Raw genomic sequence first — 18,305 nt, 5'->3', positions numbered from 1 at the left:
ACAAAACCAGCTTGTCAATCAAGCATATGGTGCACACGAATAACGTGCGCAAGACAAGCAATGTGCGCAAGCCTAGACCTGTTCATGGTTTGAGAAGCGCGATAAAGTTGCCCTTGCCAAGCGATATCCGGTTTTTGGCTATAGGAAAATCGAATAAGGCAAGATTTGCCGGTTGTAAAAAACGGGGAAGAGAAGCAACCGGAAGGCAATTATTGTTCAACTGTGTGACGACCTGACTTATGGCCGGATTATGACCGATTACGAGCAAAGGCACACCGTCTTGCGAAATTGTTGTGATGAGCGAAATATAATCATCAAAATTTCCATAATATAATTTGTCGATAAATTTCAGGCTTATACTTGATTTCAGGCAAAGCGCATCAAGAGTTTGTCGTGTTCTCTGTGCCGGAGAACATATTATTGTTAACGGACCAGAGACATAATCGGGAAGTATTGTTCCTATTATTTTTGCGTCAAAGCGGCCTTTTTCAGATAATGGACGATCAATATCTTTTTCTAATTTTTTGCCGATTTCCGCCTCTCCATGGCGCATAAGCCCTAAAGTTATTCGTTGGTGATCAGTCATCTCTCAATCACAAAATGAACTAAGCTGAAATCTAAATTGAAGAATGTCTATTCTATTGCGTTCTATACTGTTTGTGAGGTTGATATATTAGTAATGTGTTGAAAAATGGATCAAAAATATATTTTTTGTCTTGTGTTGGAATTTTTTGCACAATATATAGAGCCGCACATACAACATGTGGAGGCTTGACTATGAGCGAAACATTGGACGCCGAGTATCATCCCAGCGAAGATGAGCCTTTCATGAGCGAAAGGCAAAAAGTTTATTTTCGTGCTAAACTTATAGCTTGGAAAAACGATATTTTACGCGAAGCACGCGAAACGCTCGAAAACTTGCAAGAAGAAAATGCTAATCAACCTGATTTGGCAGATCGCGCTTCATCCGAAACGGATCGAGCAATCGAGCTGCGCGCCCGAGATCGGCAACGCAAGTTGATCGCTAAAATCGATGCAGCATTGGAACGGCTGAACGATGGTACCTACGGTTATTGCGAGGAGACCGGGGAACCGATCAGCATAAAACGCCTTGATGCCCGTCCAATTGCAACCCTTTCTATTGAAGCTCAGGAACGTCACGAAAAGCGTGAAAAGGTTTATAAGGACGAATAAACCGGATTTTAGCTTACTGAAAATGAAAATAGTCTGTGTTGAGTGTATATTTGACACAGACTTTTTTATTTCTGGCTTTTGTATTTTCTGGCGCTTCTATTTTTGGCGCTTGACGAAGGCTTTGCTTTTATGATGGGGCAGAAAATTTAGCCCTTGAGCAACGCATGTCATGGTTTGAAAACTGCTTTTTGGGGCCTGATTGGACAAGTACGAACAAGTTATAATCAGGCGAATGAGAAATACGCGATTTATTGTTGTGAACGATAGCTGTTTTCTGTCATTGGGCGCATATGTGGTGAAAATTTTAGTTATTTTTCAATCAAAAAAAGAGTAAATTATTAAAATCGGAAATCGGGAAACTCCCTCCTATAAAAGCTATGCAAGACAATTGCATCTTTAGCAAAATGTGGACTTTTGTTTCTTGGAACTTTTCTTTCAGTCGAAATATGTGTCCAAAGTGGATCCGCTTTAATTGAGACAAGTAGATTTTGTCACCAATCCAAGCGTTTTGCGAGACCGGAACAACAATCGAATATGAAAACTCTTGGACTTTGCGCATAATTAAGAACTTTGCGCATAATTACAATCTGTGTTCTGTTACAGATCCCCTTCCAGACATATCCAAAAATGATCAAACTGAACGATTGATAACCAAATAACTGCAGTTCTTAACTGTTTTCAGCTCTTTTCGTTTTTGATTGCGTTTTTCAGCTCGTTTTCGAACATATGATCGAAATCGTCATCAAGATTAACAGCCGGATCGATTGTTTTTGGCGGTACTCGTAAAGATGGTTCACGACGTCCCTCGATTTCCGCGCTAATTGTTTCATCCTTCACTGACGGGGTGAAACGAGGTGCAGGTTCCTCTTTCAGCGTAGTTTGTCGAGGTGATGGAGCAACGGGAAAATCTGTCAAGGTTGGTTCCCTTGGGACAGCATTACGCGATGGTCTGTTGGCAAATTCGTTGTTATCGGCAAGCACACCTACGTTCAGCTCGGCAGGGTTGTTTAACGTTTTCGCTGGTATCGCTTTATTAAAGTCGTTGGGTGAAGGAGTCGAATTGACATCACGACGGTTCTCAAATGCTACAGAAGGTTCTCTTGGAGATTGGCCAACAGGATTGATGTTAGTATTTTCGATAGACGGATCTACATTTGGTTCAGGCACATGCCGACGGGGTGAAAAAGCCGACTCTCTTGATGAAAATGTGGGTTTGAAATCCTCCTGCAAGGTAGACAGATCAGCTTCCAGCCGTTCGTCACTTGCCCGTATGGCAGGCGAAGCAGCAGCTTGTTGCGTATCGGATAAAGATGTACGCAACTCCGGTTCACGATAATTCGGAATCGATGAAGAGTCTTTTGCAACCTCATTCATCGGCTCAACATGAATTTCACGTTTGGTTGAATTTTCATCCAATTTTATGTTGGTTTCGATAACAAGATCCGTTGGACCACCAATCATCAGCAGATGTTCCACATTGTCACGGCGCACAAGAACAAGGCGGCGAGTACGATCGACTGCAGCCGCGTCACGAACAGATAGCCGGGGTGTACGTGACTTTCCACCTACGACGAAGGTACCATTATTGAATTTACGCAGTAACTTGATCGTAATCGCAATTGCAGCAATAACGATAATAAGCACAACAAGGCTGCTAATAATATTCGCTGCAGATTGTCCAATCTGATTTTCTAACCCAAAATGCATGCCTTATTTCTCTCCTGCTGGAAAAGCGTGATCATATCCGTCTGTCTATCTATATGCCAGAGCACCTCTTGATGGAAAGTAGCAATATAGGGGAATGGACAGATCTTTGCAGTTATATATACAGTGGTTTTTTATTTTAACAAAATTAACGCTGTCAATTTTCTGTTTTCCACCATTAACACTTCATGCCAAGCACAATTTGAGGCAAAATGTGATCGAGAATCAACTGTGATGGTAAGAGGCAGACCTAGTATCATGAAAAAGCCGGAAACACTGACGCATATTTGGGCTTTTTCGAATAAACATATACAATTATTGCGGTATGTCGTTGCTATAATTGTGAGCTTTAGTGTTCTGGTAGCAATTGCCGATTGCTTTATAAGAGAAGAACAGTTGAATGTTCTTTCCTTGTTGTTGTTTTTATTTTTTGCAATAACGGGATTTGCTTTTCTTATATTGTTTTTGACCGGTGCTTTTTCCAACGCAAAAGCTTTGGAAAACGATAGTAAAACATTGCTCATCGACACGCTTGACGACGCAATCATACTTTCGGATGCTTCCGGAAATATTATTTCTACCAATGCTTCATGCGCAAAACTTACAGGTTTTGATAAAGCAAAAACAGTGTTTTCTCTTTTTTCGTCGCTTGAGGATATCGAGCCGGCGTTTTATCGACTGACCACGAAAGCACTTGCGGGTCAAACAGCGCGCGAAGAATTGCGCGGAAATTCGCTATATCTGGCAGATGCGAACGAAACACAAACCTGGTACAGTCTTTCGGTCAAACCGGTAAAGCTGAACGGGCGCGCCTTTTTGGTATGGCGTCTTGAAGATACAGACTTCGCTCGCAATATGTATGAGCCGCTTTTCCGGAATCTTCAGGAAGCTATTAATCATCTTGATCGGGCACCGGCCGGTTTTCTTTCAACTGATGTCAATGGCAGATTTCTTTATGTCAATGCGCCATTGGCAAATTTGCTTCATATTGATCTCCAAAATTTCAAAATGTCAGGGATTTCATTTGATAAAGTCTTCGAGACATTCGGGCAAACGTCAAACTGGAAAGAAATCAGGAACAATATAGATCGTGCAGATGGAAGCTATGAGTTTTTTGTCGATTGGCATGGCGAGACCCAAGATTATTTGAAGCTTATCGTTTGCGCAACCAAAGAGACTGCCGAACAAAAGGAAGATATTATCTATCGATTTGTTCTGTTACCCTTGTCGAGACAAGCCGATATTGCACCTACTCTGGACAGCCTGTCAGATAATTTCCATTATTATTTTGACAACGCGCCGATAGCACTCGCAATGGTTGACCAACGAGGCGAATTAGCGAATATGAATCGGCCGTTTCAACTCCTTTTCGATATAAAAACAGGTAAAGACGAAAAAATAGTTCTTGGTGATTTATTCACGCTCGAAGGGAAGCGTAGCTTAGACGACTTCTTCAAAAAAATATCGGAAAACCCACAGGCGAAATTTTCAACCGAAGTTGGTCTTGCCGGCGATGAAAATAGACATTTCCGTTTATTTTTTCTGGGAATTTCGCGAGAAACGCATGAGCAGAGTGGAGAAGTGGCAATATTGTCCGTTGTAGAGACGACAGCTCAAAAAACTCTGGAAGACAAAATGGCGCAAGGACAAAAGCTGCAGGCAATCGGGCAGCTCGCCGGTGGTATTGCTCACGACTTCAATAATGTTTTGACAGCAATTATCATGTCATGTGATCTTCTTCTCGCTAGTCATCGCAGTTCTGATCCGGCTCATGCCGATCTTATCAATATCAAAAATAATGCCAATCGTGCCGCTTCGCTCGTTCAACAATTATTGGCTTTTTCTCGTCGCCAAACATTGCGACCGGAGGTGGTGGATCTGACTGAATTGCTTTCCGACGTGCGAAATCTTTTGACGCCGCTTTTGGGAAGCAACATCCATTTGAAGTTCAATCACGGCCGCGATTTGTGGAGTGTCAAAGTCGATCAGGCATCTTTTCAGCGCGTTTTGATGAATCTCGTCATCAATGCACGCGATGCGATGCCCAAGGGCGGGAATATTACGATTACGACTACCAATTTGGCAAAACAAAAGGCTGCAGATCTCGGCTTTGAAGGGTTGATAGCTGATGATTATGTGGAGCTTGATGTGGAGGACAATGGCACAGGTATACCAAAAGCGGTTCAGGAAAAAATGTTCGAGCCGTTTTTTACCACCAAAGAGGTAGGCAAGGGGACGGGGCTTGGTCTGTCGATGGTCTACGGGATTGTCAAACAGACCGGTGGTTTTATTTACTGTGAGAGCGAAGAGGGGAAAGGTACGAAATTCCGTATCTTCCTGCCAAGATTCATTGCCGATCCTGTCAAAAATGAACAAAAAGCAGTTGAACCGGTAAAATCATTAAGTGAAAAAAATGCCGATCTGTCGGGGAATGCAACCGTCCTTCTTGTTGAAGATGAAGCTGCAGTGAGAATGGGTGGTGTGCGCGCTCTCCAATCACGCGGCTATAAAGTGCTGGAGGCCGAAAACGGTATCGAGGCACTTGATATCATAGCAGAACATAATGGTGCCGTCGATCTGGTGGTATCCGATGTTGTTATGCCGGAGATGGATGGACCAACATTGCTTGGCGAAATGCGAAAAAAATATCCGGATATAAAATTTGTCTTTGTTTCAGGATATGCGAAAGATGCTTTTGCGAAAAATTTGCCGCCTGACGCGGTTTTCGGATTTTTGTCAAAACCTTTCACGTTGAAGCAGTTAGCTATGAAAGTGAAAGAAATGCTTTCCGACGAGGGTACAACCGATTCATAATTTTTGCGTTTTTCATCAAAACAATTCGTTAAAATGATTGAAATCCCCGCTATCTAATGCAAGATAAGCACCGTAAAATACGCTAAAGAGGGTGAACCATGCGCAAAATACTGATTTCCACAGTTTCAGCCTTGGCTTTGACTGGTAGTTTTTTCACGTCGTCAGCTTATGCCGATATTGTTATCGGTTTCATTGGGCCGATTACGGGACCTGTTGCAGCTTACGGCATACAGGCTAATAACGGTGTGAAAGTGGCCATTGAGGAATTGAATAAAAATGGCGGTATCAATGGCGAAAAAGTTGTTTTGAAAGTTTTTGACGACGGAGCAGAACCCAAGCAGGGGGTTTCGGCGGCTAATCAGTTGATTGGTGAAGGCATCCAATATGTCATCGGACCGGTTACCTCGAATATCGCGTTGCCTGTTTCCAATATTTTGGAAGAAAATGATGTTTTGATGATAACACCTTCGTCGACAACGCCTGAACTTTCAAGTCGTGGACTATGGAACGTCCTGCGTACTATAGGACGGGATGACCAGCAGGGCGATTACGCAGCAGACTATTACATCAAACATTTGAAAGATAAACGCATTGCTATCATTCATGACCGTGCAACTTACGGCAAAGGTCTAGCTGATGCATTCAAAACGGCGCTCAATAAAGGTGGCGTAACAGAAGTCTTTTACGGTAATATTACACCGGGAGAGAAGGATTATTCTGTTATGGTCAGTCGGCTGAAACAGGAAAAAGTCGACTATGTCTACTTTGGCGGGTATCATCCAGAGGCCGGGTTACTTTTGAAGCAAATGCGTGAACAAGGTCTTGAAGCCCCGCTTATTGGTGGCGATGGATACAATACATCGGAATTGTGGTCGATTGCGGGAAATGCAGCCGAGGGATCACTGTTCACCAATTCTGTGGATGTCAAGACAAACCCGGAAGCACAAGAGACGATCAAGGCATTGAAAGCACAGAATATTCCTCCAGAGACTTTTGCAATCAACGGTTATGCGGCTATACAGGTCTTGACTTTTGGCATCGAAAAAGCCGGTTCCGCTTCAGACCCCGAAGCGGTGGCAAAGGCAATCAAATCGGGAGAGCCCATTAAAACGACTTTGGGCGAGATTACATATGGCGATCGCGGCGATATAACATCGAAAGTCTTTTCGATGTATAAATGGCATAATGGCGAGATTGTTTCTGCAGAGTAACCGGTTTCAAAACAAAAGGCGGTGTTATACCGCCTTTTGATTTTTATGAATTGCTTTCAACTCGGGCAAAATTGTTTTTTAATTGCGAGCAAGTGTTGTCGACTGATAAATACGGTTCAGCATTTGCGCGCCATCTTTTTGCATATTCGCTTCCATTTTACTTTCTGTCGCGTCAAGTAAGGCGGCAACCGTATTGTTGCGAATGGCTACGGGATTTCTTTCGTAACCTGGACGCAAAAAGAAATTGGCAGTGGGGACTTTGGCACGATATTGGGATGGCATTGTCACCATGTCGTAGCCGTTGCCATCACCGGTGAGGTTGAGCATCTCGAGTTCAGCTCCCGATAGGGGGCGCGAGACACCTTTGCGTCGCAAAAATGTCAAGGAAGTTCTCAGCTTGTGGATTTGTAAAAGCGGCCCCACATCTTTATCCATGGTCATCGCATGCATTCCAAGTCCGGCATCGGTTTTGGCGAGCTCGCTTTGAGCTCCCCAATTATGCGGAACTGTTTTTGCTTTTGCGGTCATGCGTTCAACAACATTTGCTTTTTCGAGAAGTTTTGTTCTTTCTGTTCCTGACGCCTGCTGCGCTTTTTGTCGTAGTTCTTTGGCAATGTCGTTACCATATTCCCACATCAGGCTCACACTTGCTGTCGCAACAAGCTGATTATATCCTATAGCGGTAGAGATCGGTCGGGCATTTGCTTTGCCCTTTATCATGCCAGATTGCAGGTCGTGTGTGCCATCGCCGCCTGTTTCAAAAGCGTAGATAGACACAAGTTGTTCACGTGTAAGACCAATTTCTTGGGCGGCATTGACGTAACTGCGCATAAATTCGCTTTCGTTAGATGGTCTTTCCGGTCGAAAACCATAAACGCGTTTTGAAGCTGCAACAAAATCATCGACACCTGGAATTGAACGTGAAGGTCCCGTTGTTTTGCCGGTGGAAGGCTTGGCTGGTCCAGAATAGAGAGGTGGCTGTGACAAAACATAATCGGTGAGTTCAATTGTTTGTCCACGTGCCCGCTTTTCATTGCGCAGTTTTCTTTTCGCGCTGATTTGATCCCAATAGGCAGTAGCTTGTTTGTTATACGCATTATAGGCGTTCCGCCAAGCCTCGTAATCTTTGCTGTTGATAGTACCGAGGGGGCTTGCAGGTCGGATGCTCGATGTTGTCTCGTTTGAAGTTTTTGATGGCGATTGGAAATATTGCAGTGAATCCGACATACAACCGCTGATAACGACACTACAACTTATCAAAAAAATGGTTTTTGTACGCAACACGACAGCTCGATCCTGTAAGAGGTTTCAAAGCTATTATGTGGTGAATTGGTTGATAAGTCGTGAAGAGGAAAATGGTGTCGCACCAAGGTTTGTTCGGAGACGGAATCACATTTGACGCAACGTTTTTTGAATAGAACAATAATTTTGTTTTAATCAAATTGCCAATGCGGTTCATCAATCTATTCAATCAGAATAGAGCTGAATTGGGGTATGCAAATAAGTTTATGTTCGTGAATCGAAATAGTTTTTTACCCGAAAAGATTTCGAGACAAACGGTTGCAGCTATATCGTTCAAAAGAAGCCTTCGAATGCTTGAGGATTTTAATATTCCGATTGATCAGAATGAAATAATTTGTTGCTCGGCATTGGTGTTTTTATAATCACTCTCTATAAATGCCCGTAAAGTTGCCGGATAAAGCTTGTGTTCAACTTTAAGAACTCGTGCAGCCAAAGTTTCCGCGGTGTCGTCGTCCAAAACGGGTACGGCAGCCTGACCTAATATAGAACCTTCATCCATGCCTTCTGTTACAAGATGTACGGTGCAACCGCTTATTTTTACGCCGGCATCCAATGCTCGCTGATGCGTGTTCAGACCTCTGAAAAGCGGGAGAAGAGCAGGGTGGATATTTAAAATCCGACCTTCATAGGGTGTAATAATACGTCGCGAGATTAATCTCATAAAACCGGCGAGACAAATAATATCGGGTTTGAACCTATCAATCCGGTCAAGAAGAGCAGTTTCGAATGAATCTTTGTCAGTAAAACTTTTGCGGCGTACGATATCGGCAGGAATTCGAAGAGCTCTTGCACGCTCGATACCCTTTGCGTCGTCGTTGTCACTTAAAACGCCGACAATCTCGGCCGGAAAATTATCTTTTCTTGTTGCTTCGACAAGAGATACCATATTGGTACCACTTCCGGAAATGAGGATAACTATTCTTTTTTTCATAGCGCGAGGTGACCTTTGTAAACAACGCCTTTGTCTTTTCTCACCGTAATACGTCCGAGACGAACCGGTTTTTCACCTTCGGCCTGAAATGCAGAAAAAACATCGTCAGCTTTTTTGCTGTCGACGACAACAATCATCCCGATACCACAATTATAAGTCCGCAGCATTTCCCGTTCTGTAATGTTTCCCTGTTTTGCAAGCCAGGAGAACACCGGCGGAACTTTTATTGCGTCGAGATTGATTTCAACAGCCAATGTTTTTGGCAATACGCGCGGGATATTTTCCGGAAAGCCACCACCGGTAATGTGTGCCAAGGCTTTAATGCCAAGATCTTTGCGCAACACTGAAAGAAGAGACCGGACATAAATACGTGTCGGTACCAATAAAGCTTCGGCAAGTGAAACGGTCTTATCGAATGGAGCAGGGGCGTTAAAATCAAGGCCACTTTCCTCAACAATGCGGCGAACAAGAGAAAAACCGTTAGAATGGAGACCCGAAGACAATAGCCCTAAGACCACGTCTCCTTCATTTATATCTTTCGAGGGAAGAAGCTTTCCACGCTCTGCCGCGCCGACAGCAAAACCGGCCAAATCATAGTCACCTTTAATATACATGCCAGGCATTTCGGCCGTTTCGCCCCCTATAAGGGCAGCTCCAGCCTGCCTACAGCCCTCGGCAATGCCGGAAACCACTGCGGCCCCCTGATTGGGGTCAAGTTTGCCGGTTGCATAATAATCAAGGAAAAAAAGCGGTTCGGCTCCCTGAACGACGAGATCATTGACACACATGGCCACAAGATCAATCCCGACAGTGTCATGAATGCCGGTGTCGATAGCAATTTTTAATTTGGTTCCTACACCGTCATTTGCGGCTACAAGAACAGGGTCTTTAAAACCGGCGGCTTTCAGATCGAACAATCCGCCGAACCCACCCAATTCTGTATCGGAACCGGCGCGTTGTGTCGTTCGCACGATCGGTTTGATTTTTTCCACCATAAGGTTACCGGCGTCGATATCAACTCCGGCGTCCGCATAAGTCAGATTGTTTTTTAGGGGGTGTGTGTCGCCCATCGGATTTATCCTCGATCATGATCATGAACACATGAGACCAATGCCACGTTCAAAGTCCACTCGCAAGTTTTATCAAGCTTTTAAAAAAAGATATAAACGATTGTTTCTTGACGTTGTTACAGGAAGCTGCATATCCTTTCAAAACAACAAACTCAGTGGACGTCTATGAGTGATAGAGATTTTGATACCTCTTCCGAGGGGCCGTTGGTAGAAAAAGGCAAAAAAGGCTTGCGATTCAAACGGAATAAAAAAACTGTTTATATCCCGGCCTACGCCAATATTGCTTTCCGCGGGAATGTTAAGAAGCAAGCTATTTTTTGGCTTCTTACGCTTCTTTTCTTTGTCATTTTCATGTTTGTTTTCAGTTCGATTCTCTTGCCGTTTGTTGCAGGAATTGTGCTTGCCTATTTTCTCAACCCGATTGTTGAAATGCTTGAAAGAATCGGAATTTCAAGAATGTGGGGAACGGTTCTGATAACAATAGCTATTGTGCTTGTGCTTGTTATCGCATTAACAATCCTTATTCCGGTTATTACGTCACAGTTACAACAATTCATCAGGGACGGGCTGCCGGTTTATGTAAATCGTATTCAGGCTTTTTTTGCCAATCATAGTTTTGAATGGATCAAGCGTTATATTGGCAGTGATGCCAACGAGATTCAGTCGAATATACAAGCATTACTCGGCCAAAGTTCCGATCTCATCAAATCTGTGCTGAATTCGGTCCTCGATTCAGGAAAATCTCTTGTCAATCTTGTAAGCCTTTTTGTTGTTGCTCCGGTTGTTGCTTTTTACATGTTGCTTGATTGGGAACGTATGGTAACGACGATTGATTCGTGGATACCTCGTAATCATCTGGAAACGGTGCGTGGAATTTTTCATGAGATGGATCGCGCTGTTGCAGGGTTTATTCGTGGTCAAACGTCTGTTTGTCTTGCGCTTGGCGTTTATTATGCCGCCGGTCTCACAATTTCGGGTTTGAATTTCGGATTATTAATCGGTTTATTTGTAGGATTGATCAGCTTTATTCCCTATGTGGGCTCGATGACCGGATTTGTTCTTTCTGTGGGTGTTGCGTGGGTTCAATTCTATCCAGAACATTGGGAACGGATTATCGTTGTTATGGGGGTATTTTTTGTAGGCCAATTTCTTGAGGGGTATATTTTGCAACCAAAATTGGTCGGGCAGTCGGTTGGTCTCCATCCTGTGTGGCTCATGTTTGCTCTTTTTGCTTTTGGTTCGCTATTCGGCTTTACCGGCATGTTGATTGCAGTTCCTGCAGCAGCGGCAGTCGGGGTTCTTGTACGGTTTGCACTTCATACCTATCTTGAGTCCCCGCTCTATTCGCCAAGCGGGTCATCAACAAGCGGGGATGTCGGAGAACACGAATGAATAAAAGGTTGGAGCAATTACCGCTCTCACTTTCACATCCAACAGATTTCTACAAAGATGATCTTGTCGTAACAGAAAGCAACAAGGCCGCCTATGAGCTTATCGAGCACTGGCCGAACTGGCCAATGCCTATTGCTGTGCTTGTAGGCCCCGGTGGTTCGGGCAAAACCCATTTTTCGACCGTATGGCTAAATATAGCTGATGGAATTCGGATTCCTGCCGGCAAGTTGGACGAAGCAATAACTGCAATAAGAAGCAGAAAACCGGTTCTCATAGAAGATATCAATAATGCGGCATTTGACGAAGTCGCATTTTTCCATCTTATAAATTCGGTCAAGCAAACCCGCTTGGCTGACGAGCGCGTTACGCTGTTAATAACAGCCGATACTGTTCCGTCAGGTTGGGATGTTAAGCTCGAGGATTTAAAAAGCAGACTTAAGTCGGTAACGTTAGCGGTTCTGGAACAGCCGGATGATCAATTATTGAATTCCGTTGCGTATAAACTTTTTGCAGATCGGCAAATAAGTGTCGATCCGGCGGTGATAGACTATCTGATCAGCCGTTGCGAACGATCGCTCTTTGCTTTAGGAAAAGCAATCGAGGCAATTGATCGTTTGGCACTTCAAAGGAAGAGCAAAGTTACCAAGGCCATTGTAGCTGAAATTATTAACAGCGAATCCAAAGCGTCTTGATTTTTCTAAGGCGAGTATCAGTGTTTAACCGAGCTTGTGATAGCGTTATCAATCAAGCCTGATATTGTTGGACTTTTTGCACTCAAGCTTTTGTCATTTGCCCAACCGATAATGTCGGTTGATGGCACAACGACGCGATGCCATGATCCTTGACGATCATAAGAACGCATTTCTTGACCAATTTTGACGGTCGCAATTATTTTCGAATGCGAATCGGCGTTCATAAAAATAGGCGTGGGAGCTGTTGCAAAGATAGCATTGGCGGCGTTGTTAGCAGCAAATCTCGCTTTGGGAGGCAGGTTTTTATCAGCTTTATAAGGAACCAGAGGCGTTGCCTCTTTTGGCGTGACCACGGCAGTTGTCGGGTTTGCCAATTGGGAAGCTGATGGAACAGGAACATTCACTGGATGCGGATCGACTGGTTTGGGTGCGACTGCAACCGTCGTACCAGCTTTATTGGATGGCGTTACACGATTTGATGGTGATACAAGAGATTTCGGAGCTTGAGCCTCAATGTGCTCACCTGTTTCGACTTCATAGTTTGTATGATACCAGCCGGCTCCACCCATGAGAACGAGTCCACCCAGAATCAGATAACTTATAAAAGGCGACCTGGTTTTTTGTGCCGCGCGCCTGTGAGGCTTTCTCACTTTAGTTTGCTTCACTGCCATGATTGATCCTTTCAGTGGGATCAATTTTGTCATGGAATTATTTTGAAAAAGTTATTGAATATAAAAATATTGTCATAAACGACGAAAAAAATGCGATTTGCGCTTGCACTTCCACATAGAAAAATTTAGGGAGAGTGCGTAAAACGTTAATAATACGTCGGAGCGTAGCGCAGTCTGGTAGCGCACCTGATTTGGGATCAGGGGGTCGTAGGTTCGAATCCTATCGCTCCGACCATGGCTTGATTTGACAAAAAGATGATGCGACATAATAGTCATAAAAGGTTATAAATTCTTTGATCGCATGATCCGAAGGGAAAAAATCATGGTAGCGCGAATTTTCAGTCCGGCTAAAACAGCCATGCAATCCGGAAAGGCAAATACCGGTTTTTGGGTTCTTCAATATGAACCGAATGAAGCGAAGATGATTGACTCGTTAATGGGCTATACTTCTTCGGCTGATATGAAGAGTCAGGTCAAATTGACGTTTGAAACGCAGGAAGAAGCCATCGCCTTTGCTACAAAGAACGGCATTGCTTATCGTGTAGAAGAACCACATGCTATAACGCGCAAAAAAGTCTCTTACTCAGATAATTTCAGGAATGACCGTCAGGTTCCTTGGACTCATTGAGGCTGGTTGTTTTCTCCAATATTTTTTGGTCCCGTAGCTCAGCTGGATAGAGCAACGGCCTTCTAAGCCGTGGGTCACAGGTTCGAATCCTGTCGGGATCGCCATTTGTCTATGAAATATCGGTATTATGACCGGTTTGGTATGGACAGTTGTATTCCATGAGTTAGAACTGTTACTCTCCTTTTTAGTAAAAATATCCGATTTTAGGACGGCATATTTAGATAAATTCGGGCATTATGATCTTCGGCTATGTATAAAATTGCCAGACATTTTTCCGGAATTCGGCAGAAAATTACTATTTTGGGAAGAAAAATTCTTCATAGAATATTGGCTGCGAATTAATGATAAAATCGTTTCGATAGCTTGCAAACCAAATTCCGGCTAAAACCGATCGTCAAAAAAACAGTTCAAGTTTTGGATGAAGTGTTACGACTAATATTCTGAATTTTTTAAAAAATTTTATATGAGAAATGATAAAATTAAATTTTATCTAAAAACGATTAAAATTTTAATTTGGTAAATGGAAAAAATGGCAACCTGATAAATCAGCCGGTGGTTGTCAGCGATTATTTTTTCAATACGTCTCTTTCCGTTTCATTATTGTGATGACAAGAATAATGAAAATTCATTTGCAGACCAATAGCTTTACATCACGAGGTTCCGGACAATTTTACCTATAGAAGGATATATGAGACCTGATTGCTTTTTAGGGTTTAAAAATATGATAAAATGAGTAAAGAATATTGCCAATATCTTTTATGCTGAATAAAGAAGCGGGCATATTTTGTTAAAAGGAGCAGTCAAGATGTACATTGCGATGAATCGTTTCACCGTTTTTAAGACAAAAGAGGAAGACTTCAGAAGAAGGTGGAAAGATCGTCAGTCCCGGTTGGCCGAGTTGCCCGGGTTTGTGGAATTCCAATTATTACGTTGCGATACGGATACATCTGACGATTCTATATTATACGCATCTCATACGGTTTGGAAATCGAAAGAAGATTTTGTCCGTTGGACCAAATCCGAACAGTTCAGAGATGCACATAAAAATGCGGGCGAGTCTAGCGGATTTTATGCTCATGGGCCAAAGTTTGAAGGTTTTGAATCTGTAATCTGAAATATATTTATCAAAAACACATGAAAAAGAGCCTTTTGTAAATTTTTACAAAAGGCTCTCTTGTGTTTCTCGAAATTACAAGATCAGCTCGAAAAAATGCTCGTCACTTTAAAAGAGATGGCAGAATATTTTCGGAAAAATCCTGGTAGCAAATAGGACGCAAGAAACGATAAATTGCGGCTGTGCCGACGGATGTTGACCTTCCATCCGAAGTTGACGGGAACGGGCCGCCATGAACCATAGCTGGCGATACTTCGACACCGGTTCCAAATCCATTGATCAAAAGTCGTCCGGCCATAATTTCGAGCAGCGGCATCAACTCATTGGCGAGAGCATTATCGGAGTTGGTCAGATGAATGGCGATTGTCAATTGACCTTCAAGAGCTTCCAGAACCTTAATAAGATCATGTTTGTCATTACATTTGACAATGAGACTGGACGAACCGAAAACTTCCTCTTCCAAACGATGATCTTTGATGAAGTCCGATGCAGACACTTCGAAAAGTGCGGCTTGGCACTCAAATTCACTGCCCGGTTTCCCGCGGGCAATTGTCGTTACTTTAGAATTGTTTTCCAGTCGTTCTACGCCGTCGCGATAAGCTTTTGCTATGTTTGGTGTAGGCATTGTTTGCGGAACGGCTGCCTTTGTAGCCTCTCTGGCACTATTTAAAAATGCATCATATCCTTTGCCGTTAATAGCCAAAACCAAACCAGGATTTGTACAAAACTGGCCTGCTCCCATGCACAGCGAATTGATAAAAGAACTACCGATTTCGCTTCCACGTTCTTCCAGCGCTCCTGGCAACAACAATACCGGATTGATGCTGCTCATTTCCGCGTAAACAGGAATTGGTTGTTTGCGTTTTGCAGCAATATCCATAAAAACAAGGCCGCCTTTACGTGAACCGGTGAAACCGACAGCACAGATATGAGGGTCTGCAACGAGTTTTTGCGCAATTTCCGGTTCTGTTGTTTGTAGTAATGCAAAAGTACCTGCTGGCATATGACAGGCCGCAACGGCTTGTTGCACGCAACGTCCGATAACTTCTGAAGTGCCCGGATGGGCAGGGTGGGCTTTGACAATAACCGGACAGCCGGCGGCTAGAGCAGCAGCAGTATCGCCGCCAGCGACAGAAAATGCGTAAGGAAAATTTGAGGCTCCAAAAACAGCAACCGGTCCAATTCCGATATTACGGAATATCAAACCTGGTTTTGGTTGGGGTTTTCGGTTTAAATCCGCCGGATCATCACGACGGTCAATAAAATGAGCTGAGCGTACTTCCCGTGCGAACATTTTCAATTGATTGACAGTACGCATACGTTCCCCTTCGAGACGGGCTTTTGGCAGGCCGGTTTCTGCCATTGTGCGCGCAATCAATTCGTCGCCGGTTGCTGCAATAAGCTCGGCAATTTTTTCCAAAAAAGCAGCACGTTTCTCAAGATTTGTTTCGCGATAGATGGGAAATGCTTTCCATGCGGCTTCTGTGGCTTGTGCGAGGTCTTCAACGGTTGCACCACCGAATGTTCCGGGCAAATGTTTTCCGGTTGCGGCTTCGATAGCCTGAAAATGGCCATCTTTGCCCATATGCGACGATCCATTGATGAGTAATTCACCGGTAATATTCATTGTGGCGACTCCTTATCTGTGTTTTGCCATGTCCCGACCACGCCAAACGAGGTACTCGGGAATAATGATTGAAGGGTTATGGTGCCTTTCACCATCAGGATTTTTGTAACGGCAATCCGGATTGACACAGTCGCCAAAAATCACTTCTCCCTCCGGTAATATATTATAGATATTTTAAATTCGAAATATATGAGTTACCTTTCGCTTTTACAAACTAATGTGATGCGAGAAAACGATATGGAATTAACGCGCCCAACGGAGTGCTAAAACATCAAGCTGTTTTGCCATTTCCAATATTTCAGAGCGAATTTCTGCAGAGACTGGAGGTAGGGGTGCCCGCAATCCATCATGATGGATTATTCCACCTTCTCTCATCAATATTTTTGCAGTTGCGAAACTTCCTTGGCGGTTCTCGAGATTTATAAGCGGTAACCAACGCATATAAGCGTTTTTTGCTTCTTCAAGATTTCCTTCCATAAAGGGATCGAATACCTGTCTTATGCCATCAACATAGCCGCCACCCGTCATAGCCCCCTTTGCACCGGCTCTAAGATCGGAAAGAAGAGTAATTCCTTCTTCGCCATCAAAGGGGCCTTCAATGTACTTCCCTCCTTCTGCAATTAGCTGACGCAATTTATTGGCTGCTTGTGGCGTTTCGATTTTGAAATAGGATATATTTTCAAGTTCTTTTGCCATTCGCACCAGAAGCGGAACCGGAAGGAAAGTTCCGCTCATCGGCGCATCCTGTATCATAATCGGAATGGATATAGCATCCGAGACAGTTTTATAAAATTCGAAAATCTGTTCTGGAGAAACGAGCAATATTAAACTATGGTAGGTTCGCTTGTATTACATCATATTATTAATCTGTACATCTATGTTTTTTATGCATTTTCGACTATGTTTACTTATTCAGTTTAGATGATTCGGAGATGTTTAATTCATGTATATTTCAGGTGAAACAATTGATGATATACTGTTTAAACTGTATCCAAAAATAATTAAGAGCCAAAATGTTGTGGAATCAACTAAAGGGCGTAACAGGGAGCTTACAGGAGTTCTCTTAAAACTTAAAAATCCGAGAGCTCGTTTGTGTCGAGCAGAGATACGGCAGATTTTATACAGCGGCCTGGGTGAAACACTATGGTATTTTTCAGGACGAAATGACTTGGCCTTTATTAAATATTATATCCCACGCTATAGAGAAACGTCGGGTTTACCAGAAAATGCCATAACAGTAAGGGGTGCTTATGGTCCTAAACTATTTGGTTCAGGAGGACAGGTTAAAAAAGTAATTACAATATTAAAAGAGAAAAAAAGTTCACGGCAAGCAGTCATTCAAATTTTTGATAAATCAGATTTAAGGAAAATAATAAAAGAGTTAAGAAGCGAAAAAAAAGATATAGGGAAAAAAATTGTCGATGTACCGTGTACGTGCACAATACAGTTTTTATGCCGGAATAATAGACTAAATATGGTTGTATCAATGCGGTCAAATGATGCATATATAGGACTTGTTCATGATATATTTGCTTTTACGTTTCTTCAAGAATACGTAGCGACGTGTTTAGCAATGAAACTAGGTGAATACTATCATTTTGTTGGAAGTTTACATATTTACGAGAATAAAATTAAAGAAGCTAAAAAATACATTGATCTTGGAGTACAGAGAAAAATCGCAATGCCGCCAATGCCGAATGGCGATCCACGCAAACCAATGAAATGGCTTTTAGAGACTGAAAAAAAAATAAGGTCGGGTGAAACATTTCTGCCGAAGAATTCACATGTAACGCCTTATTGGCAAGATATTGCTTTGATATTACTTATAAAAAAATTGCAAGACAAAGAGGACACGGAAGCAAGTAATTTAGCTAAGAAAAGCTTGAGTACAGAATTTTACGATGAGTATATAAGAGAAAAGATAAAATAAATAAAAATATATTTTTCCAATAAAA

The 18,305-nt window shown here is 42.9% G+C and carries 15 protein-coding genes, 2 tRNA genes and 1 pseudogene; 10 read left to right on the top strand and 8 right to left on the bottom strand.

Features of this window, described 5'->3' with window-relative positions; genetic code table 11:
• Positions 1–82: 82 nt before the first annotated feature.
• Entirely contained in the window at positions 83–586 is a 504-nt protein-coding gene (locus tag H3S82_RS07460) for a histidine phosphatase family protein (RefSeq protein WP_198232653.1), read from the bottom strand.
• Positions 587–777: 191 nt separating this feature from the next.
• Here H3S82_RS07460 and dksA point away from each other — a divergent pair, with 191 nt between their 5' ends.
• A complete protein-coding gene (dksA, locus tag H3S82_RS07455) occupies positions 778–1,194 on the top strand; it encodes an RNA polymerase-binding protein DksA (RefSeq protein WP_077971618.1) in 417 nt (138 codons plus the stop codon).
• 678 nt (positions 1,195–1,872) lie between these two features.
• Here the strand turns inward: dksA and H3S82_RS07450 are convergent.
• Entirely contained in the window at positions 1,873–2,901 is a 1,029-nt protein-coding gene (locus tag H3S82_RS07450) for a flagellar biosynthetic protein FliO (protein ID WP_198232652.1), read from the bottom strand.
• A gap of 255 nt (positions 2,902–3,156) precedes the next feature.
• Between H3S82_RS07450 and H3S82_RS07445 the strand changes: the two genes are divergently transcribed.
• Both H3S82_RS07445 and H3S82_RS07440 read left to right on the top strand, forming a co-directional pair.
• Positions 3,157–5,712, top strand: coding sequence for a PAS domain-containing sensor histidine kinase (locus H3S82_RS07445; protein ID WP_198232651.1), 2,556 nt, complete (start codon positions 3,157–3,159; stop codon positions 5,710–5,712).
• A 107-nt stretch (positions 5,713–5,819) separates the two neighbouring features.
• On the top strand, positions 5,820–6,923 hold the full coding sequence (locus H3S82_RS07440) for a branched-chain amino acid ABC transporter substrate-binding protein (protein WP_370541280.1): 1,104 nt from the start codon (positions 5,820–5,822) through the stop codon (positions 6,921–6,923).
• A gap of 78 nt (positions 6,924–7,001) precedes the next feature.
• Here H3S82_RS07440 and H3S82_RS07435 read toward each other — a convergent pair whose 3' ends face one another.
• From H3S82_RS07435 to purM, 3 genes are all read right to left on the bottom strand, one after another.
• Positions 7,002–8,150 (bottom strand): hypothetical protein, encoded by a 1,149-nt coding sequence (locus H3S82_RS07435; RefSeq protein WP_210326696.1) that lies wholly within the window; start codon positions 8,148–8,150, stop codon positions 7,002–7,004.
• Between the two features lie 394 nt (positions 8,151–8,544).
• Positions 8,545–9,156, bottom strand: coding sequence for a phosphoribosylglycinamide formyltransferase (gene purN, locus H3S82_RS07430; RefSeq protein WP_198232648.1), 612 nt, complete (start codon positions 9,154–9,156; stop codon positions 8,545–8,547).
• The gene (gene purM, locus H3S82_RS07425) at positions 9,153–10,226 is read right to left on the bottom strand and encodes a phosphoribosylformylglycinamidine cyclo-ligase (RefSeq protein WP_198232647.1); all 1,074 of its coding nucleotides are present in this window, start codon (positions 10,224–10,226) and stop codon (positions 9,153–9,155) included. The genes purN and purM overlap by 4 nt, the downstream gene beginning before the upstream one ends.
• Before the next feature lie 165 nt (positions 10,227–10,391).
• Here purM and H3S82_RS07420 point away from each other — a divergent pair, with 165 nt between their 5' ends.
• Complete coding sequence (locus H3S82_RS07420) at positions 10,392–11,618, top strand: AI-2E family transporter (protein WP_077971612.1); 1,227 nt, start codon at positions 10,392–10,394, stop codon at positions 11,616–11,618.
• Positions 11,615–12,310: a DnaA regulatory inactivator HdaA gene (gene hdaA / locus H3S82_RS07415; RefSeq protein WP_198232646.1), complete on the top strand. Its 696-nt coding sequence runs from the start codon at positions 11,615–11,617 to the stop codon at positions 12,308–12,310. The genes H3S82_RS07420 and hdaA overlap by 4 nt, the downstream gene beginning before the upstream one ends.
• Before the next feature lie 17 nt (positions 12,311–12,327).
• On the opposite strand, the gene H3S82_RS07410 is transcribed toward hdaA, so the two are convergent.
• Positions 12,328–12,981: a hypothetical protein gene (locus H3S82_RS07410; RefSeq protein WP_198237129.1), complete on the bottom strand. Its 654-nt coding sequence runs from the start codon at positions 12,979–12,981 to the stop codon at positions 12,328–12,330.
• Positions 12,982–13,139: 158 nt separating this feature from the next.
• Between H3S82_RS07410 and H3S82_RS07405 the strand changes: the two genes are divergently transcribed.
• The 4 genes from H3S82_RS07405 (at position 13,140) to H3S82_RS07390 (ending at position 14,723) form a co-directional block, all read left to right on the top strand.
• A tRNA-Pro gene (locus H3S82_RS07405) sits at positions 13,140–13,216 on the top strand.
• A gap of 87 nt (positions 13,217–13,303) precedes the next feature.
• On the top strand, positions 13,304–13,609 hold the full coding sequence (locus H3S82_RS07400) for an ETC complex I subunit (protein ID WP_077971608.1): 306 nt from the start codon (positions 13,304–13,306) through the stop codon (positions 13,607–13,609).
• A 27-nt stretch (positions 13,610–13,636) separates the two neighbouring features.
• A tRNA-Arg gene (locus tag H3S82_RS07395) sits at positions 13,637–13,713 on the top strand.
• A 701-nt stretch (positions 13,714–14,414) separates the two neighbouring features.
• On the top strand, positions 14,415–14,723 hold the full coding sequence (locus H3S82_RS07390) for an antibiotic biosynthesis monooxygenase (RefSeq protein WP_077971607.1): 309 nt from the start codon (positions 14,415–14,417) through the stop codon (positions 14,721–14,723).
• A gap of 103 nt (positions 14,724–14,826) precedes the next feature.
• On the opposite strand, the gene H3S82_RS07385 is transcribed toward H3S82_RS07390, so the two are convergent.
• Together H3S82_RS07385 and H3S82_RS07380 are read right to left on the bottom strand one after the other, a co-directional pair.
• Entirely contained in the window at positions 14,827–16,350 is a 1,524-nt protein-coding gene (locus tag H3S82_RS07385; RefSeq protein ID WP_198232644.1) for an aldehyde dehydrogenase (NADP(+)), read from the bottom strand.
• Between the two features lie 243 nt (positions 16,351–16,593).
• A pseudogene (locus tag H3S82_RS07380) lies at positions 16,594–17,187 on the bottom strand (dihydrodipicolinate synthase family protein); the annotation flags it as partial.
• A 106-nt stretch (positions 17,188–17,293) separates the two neighbouring features.
• Between H3S82_RS07380 and H3S82_RS07375 the strand changes: the two are divergent.
• Positions 17,294–18,280, top strand: a complete 987-nt coding sequence (locus tag H3S82_RS07375) for a thymidylate synthase (RefSeq protein WP_198232005.1) — start codon at positions 17,294–17,296, stop codon at positions 18,278–18,280.
• The last annotated feature ends 25 nt before the right edge of the window (positions 18,281–18,305 follow it).

The sequence above is a fragment of the Bartonella sp. M0192 genome (assembly GCF_016102305.1).
Lineage (GTDB): Bacteria > Pseudomonadota > Alphaproteobacteria > Rhizobiales > Rhizobiaceae > Bartonella > Bartonella apihabitans.
The sequence above is the reverse complement of the archived record's forward strand: the minus strand, read 5'-3'. Positions and strand labels throughout refer to the sequence as shown.